This window comes from Nocardia sp. NPDC055002, assembly GCF_053608825.1.
In genome coordinates, this window is record NZ_JBSGWE010000001.1 from 821,536 (window position 1) to 848,018 (window position 26,483).

The 26,483-nt window shown below is 68.7% G+C and carries 3 protein-coding genes; 1 reads left to right on the plus strand and 2 read right to left on the minus strand.

Features of this window, described 5'->3' with window-relative positions:
• Positions 1-4 precede the first annotated feature (4 nt).
• The gene (locus ACWF99_RS03945) at positions 5-595 is read left to right on the plus strand and encodes a TetR/AcrR family transcriptional regulator (RefSeq protein ID WP_452534537.1); all 591 of its coding nucleotides are present in this window, start codon (positions 5-7) and stop codon (positions 593-595) included.
• A 31-nt stretch (positions 596-626) separates the two neighbouring features.
• Here ACWF99_RS03945 and ACWF99_RS03950 read toward each other — a convergent pair whose 3' ends face one another.
• Entirely contained in the window at positions 627-1,400 is a 774-nt protein-coding gene (locus ACWF99_RS03950) for an FkbM family methyltransferase (protein WP_452534539.1), read from the minus strand.
• Positions 1,400-25,774, minus strand: a complete 24,375-nt coding sequence (locus ACWF99_RS03955) for a non-ribosomal peptide synthase/polyketide synthase (RefSeq protein WP_452534540.1) — start codon at positions 25,772-25,774, stop codon at positions 1,400-1,402. The genes ACWF99_RS03950 and ACWF99_RS03955 overlap by 1 nt, the downstream gene beginning before the upstream one ends.
• Positions 25,775-26,483 lie beyond the last annotated feature (709 nt).

A 26,483-nucleotide genomic window follows, 5' to 3' on the forward strand; every position in this document is an offset into this window, starting at 1 on the left:
GTTTTTGGAACCGCAACGACGTCCCGGCGGACGCAGCGCCCGAGTCAGGGAAGCCGTTCTCGACGCGACGACGGACGAACTCGCCGAGCGGGGCTACCAGGGCCTGAGCGTGGAAGCCGTCGCCGCGCGAGCCGGGGTACACAAGACCACCGTCTATCGGCGCTGGCGCGGCCCGGAGGGGCTCGTGGCCGACGCGCTCGAACGCGCCTCGCAACAGCCATGGCCGATCCCCGATACGGGCACCCTCACCGGCGATCTCCGCGGCCTGACCGAGTTGCTCCGACAGGGCTTCACCGATCCCGAATCAGGTTCGGTGGCAACGGCTTTCATCGCCGCGGGGATGCAACATCCCGAGGCCGCCGACGCGCTGCGCGACTTCTACGCGGCACGGCACCGTGAGGCGGCGGCGATCGTGGCACGGGCGGTCGCGCGCGGTGAGGTCGCCCCGGAGGTCGACGCCGCCGAGATCATCCGGCTCGCGGTCGCACCGCTGTTCCACCGGCTGTTCGTCACCCACGAACCCGTCACCGCCGACCAGGCGCGCCGAGCCGCCGACGTGGCCGCCGCGCTGGCGAGAACACCGATCGGCACCTGAATCAGCCCGCGCGCCAGTACGACCCGTGCCATCAGGCCCGCACGGCATACACCTCGTGCAGTTCGGTGCCGGCCAGCGACGGGTCCTGCCTGGTACGCGAGGTGAGTCCGTGGAGATTGAGGACCTCGCAGAATTCGGCGAGGCGGCCGTCGCGGTCGTGCACCTCGGCGACGACGGCGCGGATGCGGGGCCAGTCGGATTCGGTGATGCCGAGCAGGACATCGAATTCGGCGCGCTCGACGTCGATCTTCAGCACGCCGATCTCGGCGACCGGATCTTCCTGCGCGAGGATCGCCGATACCGTCGTGACCTCGACATCGATCTGCTCGCCGTCGTGCAGGCCGCGGGTGATGAGGCTGATCGCGTCGTCGGGCAGACCACTGTTGCGCAGGAAGGTCTTCGTCGCATCGTCGTCGGCTTCACGGTCGGCATACAGACTCGAGTTCGCGGTGGCGCGGGGGTACCAGGTGAACGGCAGCACACCGGGTGCGGCGCCCACTGCGACCTCGAGGGCAACACCGCCCGGCACATGGGCTTCCATATTGCGGTGCAGACAGTCGAAGGTGGCGGGAGCGGGTTCGGCGGCGATCACGCGGACACCGGGGCGCGTTTCGGCGAACATCATCGCGCTGAGCCCGATATTGGCGCCGATGTCGACCGCGAGGTCACCGGGACGCAGGGTGGCGGCGGCCTGGCGGTAGTACCCGTCGGCGATCATCTCGTTCCAGAGCATGCGCGCTTCGGCGGGGCTGGTGCAGGTGACGGTACGGCCGTCGTCGAGGCGCAGTTGCTGCTGTGTCGTCATCAGTTCATGAATCCTTCGAGGATCGGGCCGATCACGGCCAGCGCGGACGGGTGGGTCAGCTCGAGATGGCGAGCGTCGAGAACAGTGTTGTGGATACGGCCGGTGACGTGCGGTTGCCACGTCCGCGCGACGGCCTCGGTGTCATCGCGGTCTTTGCCCGCGGTGAAGAAGATCAGGTCGCCGTCGAAGATCCGTGGGTGATAGTCGTCGGCGAGTTCGCCCGCGGTGGCGAAACTCTCCATCACCCGGTCCACCTGGTCGGCACCGAACAGGCCGGTACCGGTGATCTGATCGCGGATCACCTGCCATGCCTGCTCGGTGGTGCTCGCGGTGACGGTGTCGCCGAGGTCGAACAGTTCCCGCCAGCCACCGAGCAGATCGGCCATCAGCTCCCCCGGCGCGGCATCGGTGTCGGGAGTGATCGGTGGCGCACCGACCGCGCTGTCCATCATGGCCAGCAGCGCGACCTGTTCGCCCTGTTCTTGCAGCTGTGTCGCGACCGCGTGGGCGATCTCACCGCCCAGCGACCAGCCGAGCAGGTGGTACGGCCCGGTGGCCTGGGTCCGGCGGATCTCGTCGACGTAGCGGTGCGCGAGCTCCTCGATCGACGTGGCCGGGGGCTCGGCGGCGACGACATGCGGGTCCTGCAGGCCGAACACCGGCCGGTCACCGCGCAGATGTCCGACGAGTCCGCCGTAGAACCACGCCAGTCCGCCCGCCGGGTGGATCGCGAACAGCGGTGTGGCTTCGCCCGCGGGCCGCAAGGGCAGCAGCACCTGCATGCCCGAACCGCCCTCGGCCTCGTCGACCCGGCGCGCCAGTGCCCGCGGTGTCGCGTCATCGAACATCCACGGCAGTTCGAGTTGCACGCCGCGGCCCTGCAGTTCGGCCACCGCCATGGTCGCGAGCAGTGAGTTGCCGCCCAGATCGAAGAAGCCGGCACCGGCGCTCACCCTGGCCACGTTCAGGGTGCGTGCGAAGACCTCGGCGATAGCGATCTCGGACGGTGATCGCGGCGCGTCGTATTCGTCCTCGGCGCGGGCGAAGTCGGGTGCGGGCAAAGCTTTTCGGTCGAGCTTGCCGTTGACCGTCACCGGCAGCGCCGAGAGCACCACGACGGCCGAGGGCACCATATAACCGGTGAGCAAGTCGGCAGCGGTGTCACGGACCCGCGCCGGGTCGATTTCCTGCCCGTCGGCCGGGACGACATAACCGATCAGCTGGTCGACGTCCTTGGCGTGGCGATGCACCGCGGCTGCCGCCTGGGCGACACCGGGATGACGGAGCAGCGCCGATTCCACCTCCCCCAATTCGATACGGAACCCACGCAATTGGATCTGCGCGTCGGCGCGCCCGAGGTAGTCCAGTTCGAGGCCGTACCCGCCGCGACGCCACCGGCCGACATCGCCGGTCCGGTACAGGCGGCTACCCGGGGTGCCGAACGGATCAGCCACGAACCGGCCCGACGTCAGCGCGCCCGCCCCGTGATAGCCGCGCGAGAGCTGGCCGCCGCCGACGTAGAGGTCACCGGCGACGCCGACCGGAACCGGCCGCAGCCGCTCGTCGAGCACGTACACCGTCAGACCGGGTAAGGCGCGACCGATCCCGCCGCCGCCCGACTGATCGACCTCGGCGTAGCTGACATGCACGGTCGTCTCGGTGATGCCGTACATGTTGACCAGTGTCGGCGTGCCCGCCGGGTGGGCGAGGAACCAGCCGGTCAGCCGGGACGGGTCGAGCGCTTCACCGCCGAACACGATGTAGCGCAACGCGAGGTCGGCGCCGCCCGCCCCACGGTAGCGGCGCTCCGCGTCGACGAATCCGTAGAACGCCGACGGCGTTTGGCTGAGCACGGTGACCTGCTCGCGCGCCACGAGCTCGACGAAGGCGCCGGGCGTGCGCGTGGTGTCGTAGTCGACGATCACCAGGCGACCGCCCGAGAGCAGGGCGCCCCACATCTCCCAGACCGCGAAATCGAAAGCGTAGGAATGGAACAGTGTCCAGACGTCGTCGGGGCCGACGTCGAACTTCTCCGCGGTGTGGGTGAGCAGGGTAGCCACATCGCGGTGGGTGACCGCGACACCCTTCGGCCGACCGGTGGAGCCCGAGGTGTAGATCATGTAGGCGACGTTGTCCGGTAGCGCGGCAGATTTCTGCGCGCTGTCGACGACGTTGTCGTCATCCACAAGGACTGTCGGCCCGGCGAATTCGGGTGTCCGCGACGCCATCGCCGACGTGGTCAGCATCGCTACCGGTCGTGCGTCGTCGAGCACGAACCGGAGCCGCTCGGCCGGGTACGCCACATCGACAGGCAGGTAGCCCGCACCCGACATGACCACAGCCAGCAGCCCGACCGCCAACTCGGCCGAGCGCGGCATCGCGACGGCGACCAGTGTTTCGGGGCCCGCACCGGAGGCGATCAGTCGGGCGGCGACAGACTTCGCGCGCCGATCCAGTTCCGCGTAGGTCAGGACCGTCGTCCCGTCGGTCACCGCGACCGAATCCGGGGCCACAGCCACGCGCCGGGCGAACAATCCACCGATCGTTTCCTCGGGAACGTGCGCGCCCGCCACGCCTGCCGCATCGAGAACTTCGAGGCGCTGCCTCGGTTGCATGAACTCGATGTCACCGATGATCGCCCGCGGATTCGCGGTCACCGCCTCCAGGATGCGCAGATACCACTGCGCGAACCGCTCCATCGATTCCTCGACGAAAAGGTCTGTGGCGTAGGTCAATCGGCCGAGCGTACCCAGCGGGAGACCGTCGGGGGCGAACCGCTCGACCAGCTTCACATTGAGATCCGACTGCGCCTGATCGACATAGTCCTCGACCGGTTCCACCGAGATCCCCGGTAGTTCGAGCACCACCTCGTCGAGATTCTGGTAGTCGATCGTCACCTGGTACAGCGGCAGATGCGCGGTCGAACGCGGCGGATTGAGCGCCTCGACGACCTGCTCGAAGGAGACCTCCGCGTGTGCGAGGGCCGCCAGATCGGCTGCCCGGACGTCGGCCAGAAGTACGTCGAACGGCTGATCGGCAGAGACGTCGGTGCGCAGGACGACAGTGTTGACGAACATGCCGATCAGGTCGTCGAGTTCACGTTCCCCGCGCCCGGAGACCGGTGTACCGACCGCGATGTCGCGGGTGTTCGCCAGCCGTGCCAGCAGGACAGCCAGCGCGGCGTGAGCCACCATGAACGGCGTCGCACCCGCGGCCCGCGCGACCGCGGCGATCCGCTCCTGCAGCGGTGCCTCGATGTCGAAGTCGATGGTCCGGCCGCGCATCGACGCGACCGGCGGACGCGGCATGTCGGTCGGCAGTTCGAGGAGTTCGGGCAGCCCGGTGAGGGTAGCGCGCCAGTAGTCCAGCTGACGCGACAGCAGCGACTCCGGATCGTGCTCGTCGCCGAGCAGATCGTGTTGCCACAGCGCGTAGTCCGGATACTGGACCGTGAGCTGCGGCCACGAGGGCACGCTCGCGGTGATCACCGCGTGATAGGCGGCCGCGACGTCGCGGGCCAACGGGATCATCGAGAGCCCGTCCGCGCAGATGTGGTGCACGGCGATCACCAGCACGTGATCATCCGGGCCGAGATCGAACAGTTCGGCCCGCACCGGCGGCGCCTCGGAGAACTGGAAGCTCCTCGACAGCACCGCCGCTGCCGCCTTCGGCAGCACCGATTCCTCGATCGCAATCGGGATCAGGTCGGGCACGACTTCGTCGACGTCGACGATCACCTGCCACGGGATACCGTCGATCACCGGGAATTTCGTCCGCAACGATTCGTGGCGGCCGATCACCATCGCGCAGGCTGTCCGCAACGCGGGGATTTCCAGCTCGCCGGTCAGCCGGATCACCAGCGGCACGTTGTAGGCGCCGACGGAGGCGTCTAGTTGGTTGAGGAACCACATCCGCTGCTGGGCGGGCGAGAGCGGGATAGGGCCGGTGTCGGGCCGCCGGGTCAGTGCCGGGCGTTCGACCCGGTCATGGCCGGTGAGCCGGGCGGCGAGGTCGGCCATGCGCGGGTACTCGAACAGGTCGCGCACCGCCACCCGGATGCCCAGCGTGGAGCTCAGGCGAGCGGTCAGCCTCGTCGCGGTCAGCGAATTGCCACCGAGGTCGAAGAAGTTGTCGCGCATGCCGACTCGGGGCAGGTCCAGCACTTCGGCGCAGATGTCGGCGACGAGGCACTCGGTCGGATCGCTCGGCGCCAGATATCCGGCAGCGGCGAAACTCGGCATCGGCAGTGCGCCGCGGTCGAGTTTTCCGGTGGTGGTCAGCGGAAGCTGCTCCAGCACAACGCAGATGTCGGGAACCATGTGGGCCGGTAGCCGGCGGCGTGCCGATGCCCGCACGTGCTCGGGGTCGATCGTGTCGCCGATGAGGTAGCCCACGAGCCGGTCCGCGCCGTTGTCGTCGGTGCGCAGCACCGCTACCGCATGGGTGACCGATCGGTGTTCGGCGAGGACGGCCTCGATCTCGCCGAGTTCGATCCGCTGGCCACGGATCTTGACCTGATGGTCGGTACGGCCGACGTAGTCGAGTGTGTGGTCGGCGGTCCATCGGACCCGGTCGCCGGTGCGGTACATCCGGGCGCCCGGATCGTAGGGGTTGGCGAGGAACGTGGCGGCGGTCGCGCCGGGACGGCCGAGGTATCCGCGGGCGAGCTGGATGCCGCTGACATACAGTTCGCCGGTCACCCCGATCGGCACGGGCCGCAGGTGCGAGTCCAGCACCACTGCGGATGTTCCGCGAATCGGACCACCCAGGGTGATCGGTTCGGGCGGTGCGAGGGGATCGCTGATGGCGACCATGATCGTGGTCTCGGTGGGTCCGTAGCCGTTGAACAACCGGCGTCGCGGCGCCCAGAGCGCGGCGAGTTCGGCGGGCACGGCCTCGCCGCCGGCGACCAGAACCCTGAGGCTGTCCAGCCCGTCGGGTGACATGGTCGCCAGCACGGTCGGGGTGAGGAAGGCGTGGGTGACCGCGTTGTCGCGGATGAGCCCGGCCAGCTCCGCGCCCGCGTAGGTGTCGGGCGGCGCGATGACCAGCGCCGCACCGTGCGGATGCGCCATCAGGACTTCGAGCATGACGGCATCGAATCCTGGTGCGGCACACTGCAGCACCCGTGAATCCGGGCCGACCTGGTACCGGTCCCGTTGCTCGGCGGCGAAGTTCGCCATTCCCGCCTGGGTCACCGCGACGCCCTTGGGGGTGCCGGTGGTTCCGGAAGTGTAGATGACATAGGCCAGGTCGGTGTCGCGGACGGTCCGTGTCACCGCGCGCGAAGGTCGGCTCGCGATCTCGCGCTCGGCCGACGGATCGTCGACGGCCAGGCGTGCCCACTCCCCTTCCGGCACTGCATCACTCACCTCCGCGACTGTCAGCACGACACGGGCACCACAGTCGGACAGCATGACCGCGAGCCGCTCTCGCGGGTTGCGGGGGTCGAGTAGCGCACACGCGGCGCCGATCTCGGCGAGCGCCCAGATCGTGGTGATCAACGGGATCGAGCGCGGCATGACCACCCCGACGGTGTCCCCCGTGTCGACACCGTGCTCGACCAGCCACTGCGCCAGCCGATGTGCCCGGGTATCGAGTTCGGTGAAGCTCACCGTCTCGGTCCCGGACAGCACCGCCACGCCCTCGGGGTGTCGGGTCACGCCGTGGCGCAACAGATCGGTCAATGGTTCGGGAACCACCCGTTCCGCCCCCCTGGCCGGGACGAGTGCCGCACGCTCCGCGGCCGAGAGCAGGTCGATATCGCCGACGCGCCCGGTCGGGTCGGTGGCGAGGGCACGCAGAACCCGCTCGACACGGTCGGCGAGCCCGGCGGCGGTCACCTTCTCGACGCGAGCCGCCTGATACCGAAGGCGGATGTGCAAGGTGTCGGTGTGGTGGGCCTGCACGGTGATCGGGTAGTGCGCGGCATCGGTGCCTGCAACCTCCGTAACCCGCACTCCATCGATATCGGCGTCACCGAGTCCGCTGCTGTCGACCGGGTAGGACTCGAATGCCACCAGGGTGTCGAACAGCTGTCCGCCGCCGAGCGCGGCCATGATGCCGGACAGTTCGACGTGGTGGTGGTCGAGCAGCCGGGTCTTGTTCGCCTGCAACTGTTCCAGCGCCGCCATGATGGTCCGGTCACCACGCACGAGGACCGGTACCGGCAGCGTGTTGATGAACAGCCCGATCATCGACTCGACGCCGGGCACCTCGGCCGGTCGGCCGGAGACGGTCTCGCCGAACACGATCCGCTCGCGGCCCAGCTGGTTGGCCAGCACCGTCGCCCACGCGAATTGCACGATCGTCGACATCGTGGCACCCGAAGTGCGGGCGAGTGCGGTGAGGGCGGTGGTGATGTCGTCGTCGAGATCGATGCTCAGATCGGTCGGCACCTCGACGGTGGCCTCGCCGACCGTGTCGGCGATCAAGGTGGGTTCGGTGAAGCCCGCCATGGTGTCGCGCCAGATCTCGACACCGGCGGTGGTGTCGCGCCGGTCCAGCCAGGCCAGGTAGTCGCCGTAGGACGGCGCGGGAGGCAGCAGGGCGGCGTCCGCGCCTGCCGCGTACAACCCGACCAGGTCGCGCAGCAGCAACGGCAGTGACCAGCCGTCGAGCAGCAGGTGGTGCGCGGTCAGGATCAGCCGGAATTCGGTGGGTGCGACGGCGACGAGGACGAATCGCACCAGCGGCGGATCGGCCGGGTCGAAGGCCGTTTCGCGTTCGGCTGCCAGGATCTGCGACAGTGCTGTCTCGGGGGCCTCGACGCGGCGCCAGTGCACGGCCGAATGCGCCGGAACAACCTGCGCGACACCACCATCGATCGTTCGGGTGAACGCCGCCCGCAGGTTCGGATGCCGATGCAGCAGGTCCGCCGCAGCTCGCCGCAGCCGCGCCTCGTCGACCGGCCCGGTGAGCGTCATCTCCGACTGCGCCGTGTACACATCGAGGTCGCCCGCGGCGAGTTCGGCGTGGAACAGCAGCCCCGCTTGCAACGGCGCCATCGACCACACGGCCTCGATCGGTCCGTAGCGTTCGGTGAAGACGTCGAGGTCCTGTTGGGTCAGCGCGACCAACGGGATGTCGGACGGGGACAGTCCCCAATCTTGCTCTTGTGCCGACGCTTCCGCGATCCGCTCGAGGGCCGCCGTCCACTCGTCGAGAAGTTCCTCGACGTCATCACGATCGAGAAGCCGTGCGGCATAACCGATCTGCACGGCGAGGGTCGACCCGCCGGGGGTGTCGACGGTGTTGATGTCGAGGGTCAGCGCGGCGGACGCGGGCATGTCCGGATCGAACGAGCCCTGGTGGTCGAATTCCTCGTCGGCGGGAATCCAGGCGAGCCCGGACAGTGCCGAGATGTCGACGCCCGCCCGGCCGAGGTTGTTGAAACTGATCTGTGGTGCGGGCAGCGAAGCCAACCGATCGGCGGTCGCCGGGTTCAGGTATCGCAGCATGCCGTAGCCGATGCCCTTGTCGGGCACGGTTCGCAGCTGTTCCTTGACCGCCTTCACCGCGGCACGAGGATCGGTGCCGTCGATGTCGAGATCCACCGGGTAGGCGCTGGTGAACCAGCCGACGGTGCGGGACAGGTCGGCGCCCGGGGCGAGTTGCTCTTCGCGCCCATGGCTTTCGAGCAGGATGCGCGCACCGGAGTGGTCGACATCGCGCCGGGCACGCCAACGTCCCAGTGCGAGAACGAGGCCCGCGAGCAGGGCGTCATCGGCGGTGGCATGCGCGGCGCGGGGCACCGCATCCGTCAGGGCGGTGGTCAGCTCGACAGGCAGCGTCAGCGTCAGCCGCTCGACCGTGGCGTGCACGTCGGCTGCTGGGTCGAGGGGTGCGCGCCCGAGCAGCGGTTCAGGTCGTGACCCCATCCGCTGCCACAGCGCCAGCTCCTCGGCACGGCTGCCCGCGGCGGCGGACACGGCCTCGGCCCACCGGCGCATCGAGGTGCCGACCTCGGGCAGTTCGACCACTCGCCCCGCACCGACCTGCTGCCACGCGGAGACGAAGTCGGGAATCAGGATGCGCCAGGAGACGCCGTCGACCACCAGGTGGTGGATCACGATCAGCGCGCGCCCCCGCGACGCCACGCCGGGCTCGGGCAGCAGGCAGATGATCTGCATCATGACGGCATCCACCGGGTTCAGCGCGGCCGAAGCCTCTTCGAGGGCCTCCTCGACCAACGACGTGAAACCCGCACTGCCAGGGGCACTCTCGGCACCGAATGCACGCACCGACACCAGCCTCTCGGCGTCGATCGCTCCGGGCGCCAACACTTCGAGGTGCGCGACACTCATACGCGCACGCAGCATGTCGTGCCGATCCAGCACCGCTTGGACCGTCGCGATCACGTCGGCCGAGCGGGCGTCGCCGGGCAGCTCGACCAGCAGCGACTGCGCGAACCGATCGCCGGTGGGACGGTCGAGGTACCAGGACACGATCGGCGTTCGCGTCACCTCGCCGATGCCACCGCCGGGCAGCTCCTCGAGACGCACCCGTCCGGCGCCCCCGGCCACGGCGGCCAGCCCACGAACGGTCCGGTGCTCGAAGATGTCCCGTGCCGTTACGACCACGCCCGCGGTCTTCAATCGCGACGCCAGCTGGATCGACATGATCGAGTCACCGCCACGCGCGAAGAACGACTCGTCCGCACCCACCGAGGCCACACCGAGCACCTCGGCGAAGATCCCCGCGATGGTCGCCTCCAGCTCGCTCGCCGCGGCGGCCACGGCCGAATCCGGCACTTCGGCACCGGGTTCGGGCAGTGCGCGCCGATTCACCTTGCCCGTCGACGAGACCGGCATCTCGTCCAGCACCATGAGCACAGCGGGCACCATGTGGTCGGGCAGTGCGCCCGAGATCCGGTCGCGGATCGCGGCCGTGTCGATCGTTCGCCCCTCGGCGGCCACCAGGTAGCCGACCAACGTCGGTTGCCCGGCCTGGCCACGCCTGCTCACCGTGACCGCCGAAGCGACGTTCGGGCAGGCGACCAGTGCCGCGTCGATCTCGCCGAGTTCCACCCGCTGACCACGGATCTTGACCTGGAAGTCGGCGCGGCCCACGTATTCGATGGTGTGCTCGGCGCTCCAGCGCACCAGGTCACCGGTGCGGTACATCCGGGCGCCCGGTGCACCGAACGGATCGGCCACGAACGCACCCGCGCTCGCCCCCGGCCGATTCAGGTAGCCGCGGGCCAGCGCGTTGCCCGCCAAGTACAGCTCTCCGACGACACCGACCGGTACCGGCCGCAGCCGGCTGTCGAGCACGACGGCCCACACCCCGCGGATCGGGGTGCCGATGGTGATCGGATCACCGGGCTGCAACGCGGCACTGACGCACACCGCGATCGTGGTCTCGGTCGGCCCGTACACATTGTGGAAGCGACGGCCCGGCGCCCACGCCGCGACGAGTTCGGCGGACAGCGCCTCGCCACCGATGGTGAGCATCCGCAGCGCGTCGAGCCCCTCCGGCCGCAAGGTCGCCAGCACGCTGGGCGTCAGGAACGCGTGCGAAACCCGGTGCGCGCGAATCAGTTCGGTCAGTTCCACACCGGCGAACACCTCGGCGGGCGAGACGACAAGGGCAGCGCCCGCCGCGTAGGCCATCAGCGATTCCATCATCACCGCGTCGAACGCGGGCGCGGCGACCTGCAGGACCCGTGATTCTCGATCCACCTGATAGTGCTGGTGCTTCTCGCGCGCGAACGCCGACAACCCCGCGTGCGTGACGACCACGCCCTTCGGCTTGCCCGTCGAGCCGGAGGTGTACACCAGGTACGCGGCATCATCAAGGCGTGCTGCCCGGAAGGGGTGATCTGTCGGCGCGGTGGACAGTTCGGTGATCACCTGGTCGTCGTCGAGGCACAGCCACTCGACCGTGTCCGGCAGTGACGAGCGCGCCGCGTCCAGCGTCACACCGAGCGTGACGCCGGAGTCCTGGGCCATGTGCGCCAGCCGGTCCGCGGGGTAACGCAGATCCATCGGCACGAACGCGGCACCGGTCTTCGCGATCGCCCACAGCACCACGTGGTAGGCCACCGATCGCGGCACGGCCAGGGCGACATAGGTTCCCGGCATCGCGCCTGCCCGTGCCAGCAGCACGGCGAGCTGACCGGAACGCCGGTCGAGCTCGCCATAGGTCAGCGTCTCGTCGGCACCGATCAGCGCGGTCGCCTCCGGGTCGGCGGCAGCCACGGTGAGCAGGGACGGCAGTGTCTTCGGCACCCCGGCGGACTCGCGCCCGGCAGGGAGCAAGCACGTGGTCTCCTCGGGGCTCAGCAAGTCGATGTCCCCGACCATGGTGTCCGGTCGCGTGGTGATCGTCTCGAGAATCCGCAGCAGGCGGTCGGCGAACCGAGCCGCGGTGGCCTCGGTGAACAGGTCGGTGGCGTAGACGATCTCACCGTCGATACCCGCTCCGTCGGCACGTTCGTTCAGCAGCACCGTGAGGTCGGTCTTGGCCTGGGCAACTCCGGGATCGAGCACCTCGATGCCGATATCGTCGAGTTCGAACCGAGTGGGGTCGGCATTGCGGAAGCCCAGCATCACCTGATAGAGCGGTGAATACGCGGTCGACCCCGCCCGATTCAGTATCTCGACCAGACGCTCGAACGGTACGTCCGCGTGAGCCAGCCCTTCCAGATCCGCGCCACGCAGGTCGGCCAGGAACTCACGCAACGACAGTTGCTCGGCTACGCGGGTGCGCAGGACCACCGTGTTGACGAACATGCCGACCAGATCGTCGAGTTCGGGGCGGCCGCGACCGCCGACCGGGGTACCGATCGAGATATCGTCGGTGTGCGCGGTGCGCGAGAGCAGAATCGCCAGGGCAGCGTGCAAGACCATGAACACCGTGGCACCTTCGCCGTGCGCGAATGCGACGACGGCATCGTGCAGACCCGGCTCGATCGTGAAGGCGACACTGCCACCGTCCATCGACAGCACCGCGGGCCGTGGGCTGTCGGTCGGCAGGGCGAGCAGTTCGGGTGCGTCGGCGAGAATCCGCTGCCAGTAGGCGATCTGGCGCCCGGCCAGCGAAGTGGGGTCGTCCTCGGCGCCGAGCAGTTCGCGCTGCCAGACCGCGTAGTCGGCGTAATCGACGGGCAACGCCGGCCACACCGGTGCCGAGCCCGTGCGGCGAGACCGGTAGGCGGTGAACACATCCCGGGCGAGCGGCGCCATCGACGCACCGTCAGCGGCGATGTGGTGCACCACCAGGACCAATACGTGGTCGTCGGCGCCCGTGCGGTACAGACGGACGCGGACCGGCATGTCGGTGGCAACGTCGAAGCCCGACTCGACTGCTTCGCGCAGCCGGTCTGTCAGCACCGTCGAATCGTCGACGTCGGCCAGTTCGATGTCGGCGGCGCCGACCGTGCTGTCGTGGACGAGCTGCTGCGGTTGCCCGCCCACCGCGGGATAGGTCGTGCGGAGGGTCTCGTGCCGGCTGACCACATCCACCATCGCGGCCCGCAGCGCCGCCACGTCGAGCGGTCCGCTCAGCCTGGCCGCGAAACCGATGTTGTACGCACCGGACGCGGGGTCGAGCTGATTGAGGATCCAGATACGCCGCTGGGCGGCTGCCAGGGGGATTTCGGACCCGTGCCCGCGGCGGACCAGCGGCACCGATGCGTAGTCATCGCGCGTCGCGATGCGTTCGGCCAGCTCAGCGACGGTCGGGGCATCGAAGACATCGCGGACACCGACTCGCACGTGCAGCGCGGCCTCGGCCCGGGCCGCCACCTGAGCGGCCGACAGCGAGTTCACCCCGAGCTCGAACAGATCGGCAACGACACTGACCTGGTCGGCGCCGACGATCTCGGCGACGATCTTCGCCAGCACCGCCTCACGGTCTGTGCGGGCGACGAACTCGGCCAGCATCGTCGCCCGCGTCGCGGCATTGTCCGCGTCGGAGGCTATGAAGCCGTCCGCGTCGTCGAAGGCAACGTGCGACAGGGCAGACCTGTCCACCTTGCCGTTGGAGCTGAGCGGCATGGTGTCGAGCACCTGAATTCGTGCCGGCACCAGGTAGGACGGAAGCAGTCGGGTGAGGTGTTTGCGGACCTTCGATCCGGTGAGGGTCGCACCCGGTCTCGGCGACACATACGCCGTGATCCGGTCAGCGGAAACGATCGCGACTGCTCCGGAGATATCGTCGATCGAGCGCAGCGCGGCCTCGATATCCGCGGGCTCGACCCGTTGGCCGTGGAATTTCACCTGGAAGTCACTGCGGCCCACATACTCCAGATCACCGTCCCATGACCAGCGAACGAGATCACCGGTGCGATAGAGGCGGTCCCCCGGCTCGCCGAACGGATGGGCGACGAACCGGCCGCACGTGAGATCCGGCCTGTGGTGGTAGCCACGAGCGAGCTGGGTGCCCGAGACGTACAGGTCGCCGACAACGCCGACTGGGACGGGTCGAAGCCTGGCATTCAGCACGTATGCGGACATTCCGGAAACCGGGTAACCGATCGGGACCGTTCGCCGTGCACGTGAACCCGCCGTGCAGCGGTATGCCGTCACGACTTCCGCCTCGGCGGGGCCGTACCAGTTGACGACCTCGGCCCGGTCGAAGGTCTGCCTGGCGCGTACCGCGGTGCGCTGGGCCAGCGCCTCACCTGCCGGGAACACATAGCGGACCGACGGCAGCCGCGTCGTGCCGGTGTGCTCGAGCAGCACCTCGAGCATCGACGGGACGAAATGCACGGTGCTGACCTGCTCGTCGGCGATGATCGCGACCAGGTAGGCAGGGTCGCGGTGGCCGGCGGGGTCGGCGACGACGATCTGCGCGCCGGTCTGCAACGGCCAGAACAACTCCCACACCGCGATGTCGAAGGTGATCGGGGTCTTGTGCAGCACCACATCCGACGCATCGTGCGGGAATTCTCTTTGCGCCCAGGCCAACTGGTGGGCGGTGGCGGCGTGGGTGAGTGCGACACCCTTCGGTGCACCGGTCGAGCCCGAGGTGAACAGCACGTACGCGGCGTTGTCGGCGCGCAGCGGTGCGCGACGTTCGTCGTCACCGACCGGCCCGCTGGGGTACGCGCTCAGGTCCAGCTCGTCGAGGCGGACACGCTCGATGGCGACGGGGAGGGAGCTCTCGTCGCTCGATGTGGTGACGATCAGCAGTGGCCGGGCGACCGACAGGACGTGTGCCAGCCGCGCCGTGGGGTGGTCCGGGTCGAGCGGAACGAAGGCGGCACCGGACTTCACGACGGCGTAGACGGCCGTGATCAAGTCGATCGAGCGGTGAATCGCCACGGCCACCGTCGTTTCGGGGCCCGCGCCCAGATCTATGAGGTGACGGGCGAGGCGGTTCACGGTGTCGTCGAATTCGCGGTAGGTCAGAGCGCGGCCGCCGGGGACTCGGACGGCGACAGCGTCCGGGGTGCGCGCTACCTGCTCGTCGAAGGCATCGACCAGCGTGCGGTCCGTGCTCACCAATGGGGCGTCCAGCGGTCGCAGAAGCCGATTGCGGCTCATTTCGTCGGCGAGGTCGATCTCCCCGGCGATGATCTGCTCGTCGGCGCTGACGGCATCCAGGACACGGACGAGCTGTTCGGTGAACCGGTGCGCGGTGGCGTCGTCGAACAGATCGGTGGCATAGGTCAGGCGCAGGTTCATGCCCGCGAGCTCGTTGTGCGGGCCCCGGTCCTCGGTGATCATGAGCAGCAGATCGCAGATCGCCGCGTCGGCGCCGACATCGATGCCACCGACCTCGAGCCCCGGCAGCTCGAGCTGGGCGGGCGCCATGTTCTGATAGGCGAGCATCACCTGGAACAACGGCGCATGTGCCGTCGAGCGCGCCGGATTCAGCACCTCCACCAGCTGTTCGAACGGAACGGCGGCATGATCGAACGCTTCGATGTCGGTGCGTCTGGTCATTTCGATCAGGTCGGTGAACCGCTGGTCGGGGCGGACGCGAGTGCGCAGAACCAGGGTGTTGACGAACATGCCGACGAGGCGATCGAGGGCACGGTCGCCGCGACCCGCGTACGGGACGCCGATGGCGATGTCGTCGCTGCCCGACAATTGCGCGAGCAGGACGGCAAGGGCGGTGTGCGCCACCATGAACGGGGTCACGCCGCTGCGCCGCGCCAAGGCCGCCACGGCTTCGGCCACCCGGGAGGGCACCGCGGCGTGGACGGTCGCACCGCGGTGGGACTGCTCGAGCGGGCGCGGACGGTCGGTGGGCAGCGCCAGCACATCCGGGATCCCCGCGAGTTGGGTGCGCCAGTACAGCAGGTCGCGACCCGGCGCGGAGTCGGGTGCGGCCAGCAATTCGCGCTGCCAGATGGCGTAGTCAGCGAATTGCACTGGTAGCGGAGCCCATTCGGGTGCATTGCCGATCCGGCGTGCGCGATAGGCCTCGATGATGTCGGCGGCCAGCGGCGCCACCGAGTAGCCGTCGCAATTGATGTGATGCACCGAAAGCGCCAGTGCGTGCGCGGTGTCGGTGAGCCGGAACAAAGCCACGCGCAGCGGGGCGCCCGCCGAGACGTCGAAGCCGGTGCCGAAGAACTCTGTCAGCCGTGGGAGCAGTTCATCGGCGGACACCGGGCGCACGGCGAGATCGCAGGCCGCGACGACGTCATCGGCGGTCAGTACGACCTGCGCGGGGGTGCCGTCGTGGGCCGGATAGGTGGTGCGCAAGATCTCGTGCCGTTCGATGACATCGCGCAACGCGGCCGTCATGGCCTCGATGTCGAGTTCGCCGTCGAGGCGGATCGACAGTGGCACCACGTAACTCGCCGACTCGGGGTTCAGCTGGTTGAGCAGCCACATCCGGCTCTGCGCGGGCGAGAGCGGGATGCGCTCGGGCCTCGGTTTCGCCACCGGTCCCGCGACATCGCCGACGGCGCGCTGCTGTTCGACCCAGCGGGCCAGTTCCGCCACGGTCGGCGCTTCGAAGATGGCGCGTACGGGAATCGTTACCCCGAGGACTTCGCCGATGCGGCTGAGCACGCGGGTCGCCAGCAGCGAATTGCCACCGAGGGTGAAGAAGTTCTGGTCGGCGCCGACCCAGGGAGTCTGCACCAGTTCGCCGATCACCCCGGCGATTGTCTCCTCCGCGATCCCGCGAGGAGCGCGGTAGCGCGTCGCGGCGGCGCGGGTGTCGGGGGCCGGGAGGGCTCGGTAGTCGATCTTACCGTTGGCCGTGAGCGGGATCGTGTCGATCCGAATCACCTGGACGGGCACCATGTACGCGGGCAGGCGCGACAGCAGGTACGTCCGCAGCGAGTCGGGGTCGATCGCCTCGTCGCTCACGGCATAGGCCACCAGGATCTGCCCCTCGGCGACCGTATACACCCGCACGACCGCGCCATCGATGTGATCGTGGGCGAGGAGCGCGGCCTCGATGTCGCCGAGTTCGACGCGCAGGCCGCGAATCTTCACCTGGGAATCACGGCGGCCGACGTACCGCAGCCGGCCTGCCGTGTCCCACCGGACCAGGTCGCCGGTCCGGTAGAGGCGCGCCCCCGGCGTCGAGCCGAACGGGTCGGCCACGAACGCGCTCGCCGTCAGGTCCGCGCGGGCATGGTACCCACGGGCGAGCTGGATTCCGCCGAGATACAGCTCGCCCGTCACACCGGCGGGGACGGGCCGCAGCCGTGCGTCGAGCACGTGCGTGACGACGTTCGCCTCGGGCGTACCGATCGACACGACGGGTCCGTCGAGCTCGCCGATCTCGTAGGCGGTGACGCTCACGGCCGCTTCCGTCGGGCCGTACAGGTTGTCGATGCGCGCTTCGCTGACGTCGCGGAACCGGCGAACGGTCGCGGAGTCCAGCGCCTCACCGATGCACAGCACCTGACGGACGGCGGCGAGATCGTCCGGGTTCGCGATGTCGAGGAACGCCGACAGCAGTGAGGGAACGAAGTCGACCACGGTCACGCCGTGACGAGCGATCAGCCGTGCGACGGCGGTCGGGTCGGTGTGATCGTCGCGCCCGGCCACGACCAGCGCGGCACCGGCGGTGGGTGCGGTGAACAATTCCCACACCGACAGGTCGAAGGTCGCGGGCGTGCGCAGAAGCAGCACGTCGTCGCTGCCGATCCCGTAATGCCCAGTGAGCCAACGGAGTTGGTTGACGACTGCCTCGTGGGTGAGTGCCACACCCTTGGGAACACCGGTCGACCCGGAGGTGAAGACGACATACGCCAGATCCTGCGGGCGCAGCGGCCTGATCCGATCGGCGTCGGTGACCGGCGCGGTCCCGGTCGCGGGCGAGGTGAGATCCGACAGACGCCAGACCGGCGCCTGGGTCGGCAGGTCGATGTCGTCGCCGATCAGCACCCCGTCGGGTCGCGCGGTAGCCAGGACCGTGCGCAGCCGGTCGACGGGGTGGTCGGGATCCAGCGGGAGGTAGGCGGCGCCTGCCGCGTGGATGGCGTAGAGCGCGGTGAGCAGCTCGACCGAGCGGTGCACGGCCACGGCCACCACGCTTCCCGGCCCGATACCGCGGCCGATCAGCCCTCGCGCCAGCGCGTTCACCTCGGCGCCGAACGCGGCGTAGGTGAGCACATCCCCACCCTCGCCGTCGACGACCGCGATATTCTCCGGTGTCGCCGCGACCTGTCTCGCGAACAGATCCGCGATCGTCGCACCGTCCGAGGGGGCATCGGGGCCGGATTCGCGCAGCGCCAGTTCGTCGAGTTCGCGCGGACTGAGTAGCGGCAGATCACCCACGGGCACACCGGGATCGGCGACGACACCGCGCAGGATGGCGACGAACCGCTCGAAGATCGGCACGATCGTGGCTTCGTCGAAAAGGTCGGTCGCATACCCGAACTCGACCTGCATGTCACCGGGAGCACCGTCCGCGTCGACCGTGTCGACCAGGGTTAGATGCAGGTCGTACTTGGCGACACCCGGTTCGACGAGGTCGGCCGCCACCGTGAGCCCGCCCAGGCGCAGCGTCGGGATATCGATGTTCTGGAACGAGAAACCGACCTGGGTCAGTGGCTCGTGCGCGGTGCTGCGCGGCGGATTGAGGACCTCCACCAGCTGTTCGAACGGGATCGCGGCATTGTCGAACGCACCGAGATCACATTCGCGGGCGCGCTCGAGTATCTCCGTGAACGGGGCCGCGGGATCGACCTGGACGCGCAATACCAGCGTGTTGACGAACATGCCGATCAGCGGGTCGAGGGCGGGCTCGCCGCGCCCGGCGACCGGGGTGCCGACCGCGATGTCGCCGGTGCCCGACAGCCTCGCCAGCAAGATCGCGAACGCCGCATGGGTCACCATGAACAGCGTCGAGTCGTAACGCCGTGCGAGAGCGATGATGTCGCGGTGCAGGTCGGCGGGAATCGTGGCAGACATGCTCGCCCCGCGGTAGGACTGCTGTGCGGGACGCGGACGGTCGGTCGGCAGGTCCAGCATCTGCGGCAGGTCGGCCAGTGCCGCGATCCAGTACCGGATCTGGCCCGCGGTCACACTGGCCGGGTCTTCCTGCACGCCGAGGTTTCGCCGCTGCCACAGCGTGTAGTCGGCGTACTGGACCGGCAGGGGCGCGAAGGCAGGCGCCTCGCCCGCCGTTCGCGCCCGATAGGCCACGGCAAGGTCGGTGGCCAGCGGCGCGAGCGAGGATCCGTCGATGGCGATGTGGTGCACGGTGAGCACCACGGTCCATTCCTCGGCGGCGGTGCGCAGCAACGCGATCCGGAACGGGACCTCGGTGCTCACATCGAAGCCGAGGGCGGTCTCGTTCGCGATCCGTTCGGCGATCTCGGTCTCGGCGACCTCGACGCACCGCAGCTGCGGTGCCGAAGCCGGGGACAGGATCTCCTGCCACGGTCCGCTGTCACTGTCGGGGTATCGGGTGCGCAGTGTCTCGTGCCTGACGATCACGTCGGCCAGTGCCGACCGGAGCAGGTCGACGTCGAGCGGCCCGGAGATCCGCACGACGACGGGCACGTTGTAGACCGCGGCCGAGGTATCGAACTGGTTCAGGAACCACATCCTGGCCTGCGCGGGCGAGAGCGGAATCCGATCCGGACGCGGCTGCGGCACCAGCCGGTGATGTACCGACCCCTGATCGGCCTGCCCATCCACCGAATCCAGCTCGCGAGCGAGCGCGTCGACGGTCGGCGTCTCGAACAGCGCCCGCACCGCGATGCCGGTGCCGAACACCTCGGACAGGCGCGCCGCGGCCTTGGTCGCGGTGAGCGAGTTGCCGCCCAGATCGAAGAAGTTGTCGAGCGCGCTCACGTGCGCTACGCCTAGCACATCGCGGTAGATACCGGCGACGAGTTGTTCGGTGGGCGTGCGCGGTGCGATGTCTTCGACGGCCTGCGGGAACACCGGCTCGGGCAGTACGGCGCGATCGAGTTTGCCGCTGGCGGTCAGCGGGAATCGGTCGAGCACCATGCACACATCAGGCACCATGTGCGCCGGAAGCCGGTCGCGCGCGGCCGCGCGCACCCGCTCCGCGTCCACGCCCGCGCCGACCAGGTAGCCGACGAGCCGGTCGGCCCCCGCGCCGGCGTGGATCACGACGACCGCGTGGGTCACCGCGGGATCCTCGGCGAGTACCGCTTCGATCTCGCCCAGTTCGGTGCGCTGCCCGCGGATCTTCACCTGGTGGTCGGCGCGGCCCAGGTATTCGATGGTCTGCTCCGAGGTCCACCGGACGAGGTCGCCCGTGCGGTACATCCGGGTGCCCGCGCCACGGGGATCGGCGACGAAACTGGTTGCTGTCACCGTGGGTCGGCCGAGGTAGCCGCGCGCCAATTGCACACCGCCGATGTAGAGTTCGCCCGCCGTACCGATCGGCACCGGCCGCAGCCGGGAGTCGAGGACCTGCGCGGAGATCCCGCGAATGGGCCCGCCGATGGTGATCGGCCCCTGCGCGGGAATCGGGTCGCTGATCGCGACCATGATCGTGGTCTCGGTGGGTCCGTAGCCGTTGAACAGCCGGCGCCCCGGCGCCCAGGTCGCGGCGAGCTCTGCCGTGAGGGCTTCGCCACCGGAGACCAGCACCCGCAGGCACTCCAGGTTCTCCGGCGACATCGAAGCCAGCACGGTCGGCGTCAGGAAGGCATGGGTAACCCCTTGTGCCCGAACGAGTGCCGCGAGTTCGGTGCCCGCGTAGACATCGGGCGGGGACACGATCAGCGCGGCGCCACCGGGGTGGGCGAGCAGAATCTCCAGCATCACCGCGTCGAATCCCGGACCGGCGGCCTGCAGGACCCGCACGGTGGGCTCGACGTCATAGCGGTCCTGTTGTTCGGCGGCGAAGTTCGCCAGCCCCTGGTTGGTGACCTCGACACCCTTCGGCACGCCGGTCGTTCCGGAGGTGTAGATCACATACGCCACGTCGCCGGGGTGCACGGGCCTGCCACGGTCGGTGTCGGTCACCGGCGCGGACGAGTACCCGGCGGTGACGCTGCGCGAGACCGGGTCCGCGACCACCAGCAACGTCCACGGTCCCTCGGGCGCAGCGCCCTCGACTTCGGCGCTGGTCAAGACCACTCGGGGCGCGCTGTCGGCGAGCATCGAGGCGACCCGATCCCGCGGGTTGCGCGGGTCGATCAGCACCAGGGCGGCACCGGTTTTGGCGACGGCCCATACCGCGACCACGAAATCGACCGAGCGCGGCAGGACCATCGCCACCACCGCACCGGGTCGGGCTCCTTCGTCGAGCAGGCGCCGGGCGAACCGATTCGACAACGCGTCCAGTTCCGCGAAATCCAGGCACTGTGTCCCGGACACGACAGCCGGACCTTCCGGCGAGATCGCGACACCTCGGGCCAGCAGATCCGACAGCGCCACGCCGGGTACCGCGTCGGCGCCCCGAACCGGAGACAGCACGGCGCGTTCGGCGGCGGACAGCAGTTCCACATCGCCCACCGGCACAGCGGGGTTCGCCACCACCGCGTCCAGGATCCGGCCCAGCCGTGCGGCCATCTGTTCGACGGTGGCGGGATCGAACAGGTCGCTCGCGTAGTTGAGCCGCACCGCGACGTCGCCGGTGCCCGCGGCGTTCGCGCCCACGGTGACGACGAGGTCGACCTTCGCGGGTTCGGCGCCGGGATCGACAACGTCCACCGTGAGGTCGGGCAGGGCCAGGCGGGGCAGTTCGGTGTTGTCGAAGGCCAGATACACCTGGCACACGGGCGCGTAGGCCGCCGAGCGCCGCGGATCGAGCTCTTCCACGACCCGGTCGAAGGGCAGCTCGCCGTGCGCGAAGGCATCGATGTCGATGTCCTTGACGCGTTCGAGCAGGGCGGTGAACGACTCCTCGCCGCGAATCGGCGTGCGCAGCGCCACGGTGTTGACGAACATTCCCACCAGCGGAGCAAGATCAGGCTCGCCGCGTCCGGCCAGCGGGGCGCCGATCACGATGTCGCCGGTTCCCGACAGCCGGGCCAGCAGAACGGCGAGTGCGGCGTGGACCACCATGAACGGGGTGACGTCCGCGGCGCGGGCGAGTCGCTCGATCTCGGCGTAGGTCCGGGCGGGCAGCTGCGTGGTGACGGCCTCACCGTGCATCGAACGGCGGGCAGGCCGGGGCCGGTCGGCCGGCAACTCGAGCACTGCGGGCGCATCGGCCAATTGGGTTGTCCAATACCGCAACTGGTCAGCGGCGAGCGAATCCGGATCCGCTTCGTCGCCGAGCAGACGACGGTGCCAGTCGGCGTAGTCGGCGTACTGCACCCGAGGTGGGACCTGATCAGGCGCCGTTGCCTGTGACCGGGCCGCGTAGGCGGCGGCGAAGTCGGCTGCCAGCGGCGCCAACGACGTACCGTCACAGCAGATGTGGTGCAGGACCAGCACCAGCACATGCGTGTCGGGGCCGATCGTGAGCAAGTCCGCGCGCAGCGGTGGGCGGGCGCAGACATCGAAGCCGTCGGCCGTCAGCTCGCGGATCCGGCCGGCGAGCCGGTCTTGCCCGAGTCGTTCTGGGACGCAGTCGAAGTCGGCCAGAGCTGCCTCGGCCGACATAACCTCCTGCGTCCCGTGGCCGTCACGGGCGGGGTAGCGCGTTCGCAGCGCCTCATGGCGATCGAGGACGTCGCCCAGCGCCATGCGCAGTGCGGCGGGGTCGAGTCGCCCGGTCAACCGCAGGACCAGCGGAATGTTGTAGGCGGCGGACTCGGGGTCGACGCGGTTGATCAACCACATCCGATGTTGCGCGGGAGCCAGCGGCAACAGGCCGTCGCGCGCGATCGGCGTCAGTGTGGGCCGCACCCGGCGCCGTGCCCGGCCCACGCACGCGGCGAACCCTGCCACCGTCGGATTGGCGAACAGATCACGCACCGACAGTGCGCATTCGGTGGCATCGGCGACCCGGGCGACGGCGCCCGCCGCGGTGAGCGAGTTGCCGCCCACCTCGAAGAAATTCTCGAACGCGCCGACCCGGTCCACCCCGAGCACCTCGGCGAAGACGTGCGCGACGACCTCTTCGGCATCGGAGCGCGGCGCGACATAGCTCGCGGTGCTCCCGGCGGCCGGTTCGGGCAATGCACGCAGATCGAGTTTGCCGTTGACCGTCAGCGGCAGTTCGTCGACGACCAGCACGACATTGGGGATCATGTAGTCCGGCAGCGACGAACCCGCCTGCGCGACCACGGCGTCGACATCGCAGTCGGCGCCTGCCGGTACGACGTATCCCACCAGACGCGCCGTGTCGGTGCCTGCTCGATGCACCACCACCGCGGCCGCGGCCACCGCCGGATGGGCCAGCAGCGCGGCACGGACCTCGTCGAGTTCGATGCGGAACCCGCGCAGCTGTACCTGCTGATCCGCACGCCCGCGGTATTCGAGAGCACCGTGGTGATCGCGGCGGGCCACGTCGCCGCTGCGGTACATCCGCTCCCCCGGCGCACCCCACGGGTCGGCGACGAATCGACCCGAACTCAATGCCGCCTGCCCGAGATAGCCGCGAGCCAATTGCGTTCCCGCTACATAGATTTCACCCCACGCGCCCACCGGTGCCGGTCGCAGGCGCCGATCCAGCACGTAGGCGCGCAGGCCGGGCAGCGCCGCGCCGATCACGCTGGGCGTGCCGGGTACCGCCAGATCGGCGCTCATGTCGGTGTGGGTGACGAACACGGTGGTCTCGGTGATGCCGTAGCTGTTGACGACCACCGGCCCGTCCGGGTTGTCCACGTACCAGGGCGCCAACGCCGCCGGATCCAGACCTTCGCCCGACAGCACGACCAGCCGCAGCCCCAGCGCGCCCTCGGGCGCACCCGCCGCGAGGTAGCGCCGCTGAGCTGCGGCGAATTGATAGAACGCCGAGGGCGTCTGGCTGAACACGGTGACGCGTTCACGAACGGTCAGGCGAATCAGCTCATCGGGCGCGCGCGTGGTCGGGGCATCGGCGACCACGACGCGGCCGCCGGTGACGAGCGGGCCGAAAACCTCCCAGATCGAGTAGTCGAAGGCCACCGAGTGCAGCCATGTCCACACATCGTCGGCCCGGACATCCAGAGCGGCACACGCATTCGCCAAGTAGGTGACCACCGAGCGGTGGCTGATCACCACACCCTTGGGCCGCCCCGTGGAACCGGAGGTGAAAATGACGTAGGCGGCGTCGTCAGGCCGCAGTGGCGCGGTGCGCTCGTCATCGCTGATCGGGTCCGCGGCACCGTCGAGGTCGTCGTCCTGCCCGAGAACCAGCGTCTGGCCGCGACCTTCCGACAGTCCGGTCTCTTCGACGATGACGACTGCCGGATCCGCTCGGCCGACCACGTATTCCAGCCGCTCCTGCGGATGGGTGATATCCAGCGGCAGATACGCGGCACCGGATTTCAGGACGGCGAGCATCGCGACGAGCAGCTGGGTGCCACGCGGCAGCGCGATGGCGACCAGCGTGCCCGGACCCGCGCCACGGGCGATCAAACGCCGGGCGAGCCGGGTGGAACGCTCATCGAGGTCCCGATACGTGATCGTCTTGCCCCCGGCGGTGACCGCTTCCGCGAGCGGGGTCGAATGAGCTTGTCGCGACAGCGAATCCACCAGCGTCTCGACCGGGGCGACGCCCTCGACACCAGCCGACTCGCCGATGATCGCGAGCTCCTGCGCGGCGGACACCAGCGGCAGTTCCACCACCCGCTCGCCGGCGTCGGCCTCGATGAATCGGTGCAGAAAATCGATGAATCGGTCGGCGTGCGCGTCGATGTCGCGCTGACTGTAGAGGTTACCGTTGCCGTGCAGCTCGATCAGCAGCGGCGCGTCGGGACCGGTCCGATAGAGATTGACCTGCAGATCCTCCAGCGCGCCCGAGGTGAGCGCGTGATAGCGCCCGACGGCGTCGCCGAGACGGATCTCGGAGTCGAAGAACAAGATGTTGACGACGGGCCCGAAAGTGTTGGCGGAGTTGTCGATCGAGGCGGATTCACGACGCAGATCCTCGAAGCGGTAGCGCTGATGACGCAGCGCGGAGACCAGCTCGCTGATCGATGCCTTGACCAGCTGCGCCACAGTGGTCGCGTCATCGATCGCGAAGCGGATCGGCACCATATTGGCCAGCATCGCCGCGGCGTTGCGCAGTTTCACGGTGACCCTGGCGCTCATCGGGACCGAGAGCACCACCTCGTCGGCGCCGGTCATCCGCGTGAAGAAGGCAGCGAACGCCGCGACGACGACCTGCGCGGCCGACGCGTCGAGCTCGGCCGAACGACGATCGAGCAGCGCGCACAGCTGCGCCGGAAGTTCGCGTGCCGCAACCTCGTCCACGGTGCCCGGGCGCGCCGACCGACCGGACAGACCCGCGGGTGCGGGCAGATCGGCGACCTTGTCGAGCCAGTACCGTCGATCGGCCTCGAATCGCGAGCCCTCCCGATAGTCCTGTTCCCCCGCGGCGATCTCGCGCAGGTGAGCGGCCACCGGCCGAGCCGGTGGCCTGCCTTCCGACAGCGCGTTGTAGTGCTCGGCGACCCGGCACAACACGTTGAACGCGCCATAGCCGTCGATCACGAGGTGGTGGGCGCGCGCATACCACAGGTGCAGGTCATCGCTGATCCTGATCAGCCGCGTGACCGCGAGTTGATCTCGGGTGATGTCGATCTGCCGGGTGTAGTCGCGGCGCATCCATTCCAGCGCCGCGGCCATCGGATCGCTGTGCGTGCCGAAGTCGAGCACGAGTTCGTTGAACGTGATGTCACGGTCGACGACCTGGTAGGGACGACCTTCCACCTCGACCACCCGCACCATGAGCGACTCGGTCTCCTCGGCCGCCTCGTGCACCGCCGCGTTGAACAGGGCGACGTCGATCCGCCCCTCGATCTCGACGTATTGCGCGATGTTGGTCGCCGGTCCACTATGCGCACTGTCCGCGAACCACATGCCGTATTGCGCAGAGGAAAGCGGAATAAGCTCCTGATTACCGGCACAGCTCTCGACAGACTCCATGATCAACCGACCCCTCGCATGGCTATCGACCTAGCACGGACTCCGAGTATGGAGATCCGTGCGCTTTCCTACCCCAGATATTCATGTGCGCCACAACCGCCGAATGCGGGTCCATTTACCGCCGAACAGCCATACGAATTCCCCTTGCTGTACTCAGGACCGATACGGATCCGGTAAACACCGATCCGACACCCCGCGAGGTGCGGTACCCAGCCGACTCCTATCCGAAACATCTCCTCGACATTAGCCTGACAGCAAACAGCTGGCATACGATTTTCAGGGAACACCCTAGTAACAATTCAATTCAGGTCGGTCGCTAATACGGACATTCCGTGCGAAACCAATATTCCGACAGCACCGCAGGTCGAGGCGATAGAGCCGCGGATGTCACGCTGCCGCGCGCGACGCAGACCGATTGCCGATGGTGCGACCTCCGTCCCCGATCCGGCATATCCCCTGCGTGATCGGCAAATTTTGCCATTACGGCAGTCGAACTCATCGATCGACCGAATCTTCTGATCGCGGCCCTGTCGACATTCGACACTCCACGGAACACCTAGAGCAGACCACGACTCCGGATTTAATGGTAGACATCCCGATCTCGCGCGTGTCGCGCGCCGAATATACCAATTCGTTTGCCACCGATATTCGGGGCTTGACTTAATAGCGAGACCATTTGACAGCTCGACACATACTGGTCATTCCCTGA

Coding starts and splice junctions, on each gene's coding strand:
- ACWF99_RS03955 (WP_452534540.1), bottom strand. CDS start 25,774: ATGGAGTCTGTCGAGAGCTGTGCCGGTAATCAGGAGCTTATTCCGCTT.
- ACWF99_RS03950 (WP_452534539.1), bottom strand. CDS start 1,400: ATGACGACACAGCAGCAACTGCGCCTCGACGACGGCCGTACCGTCACC.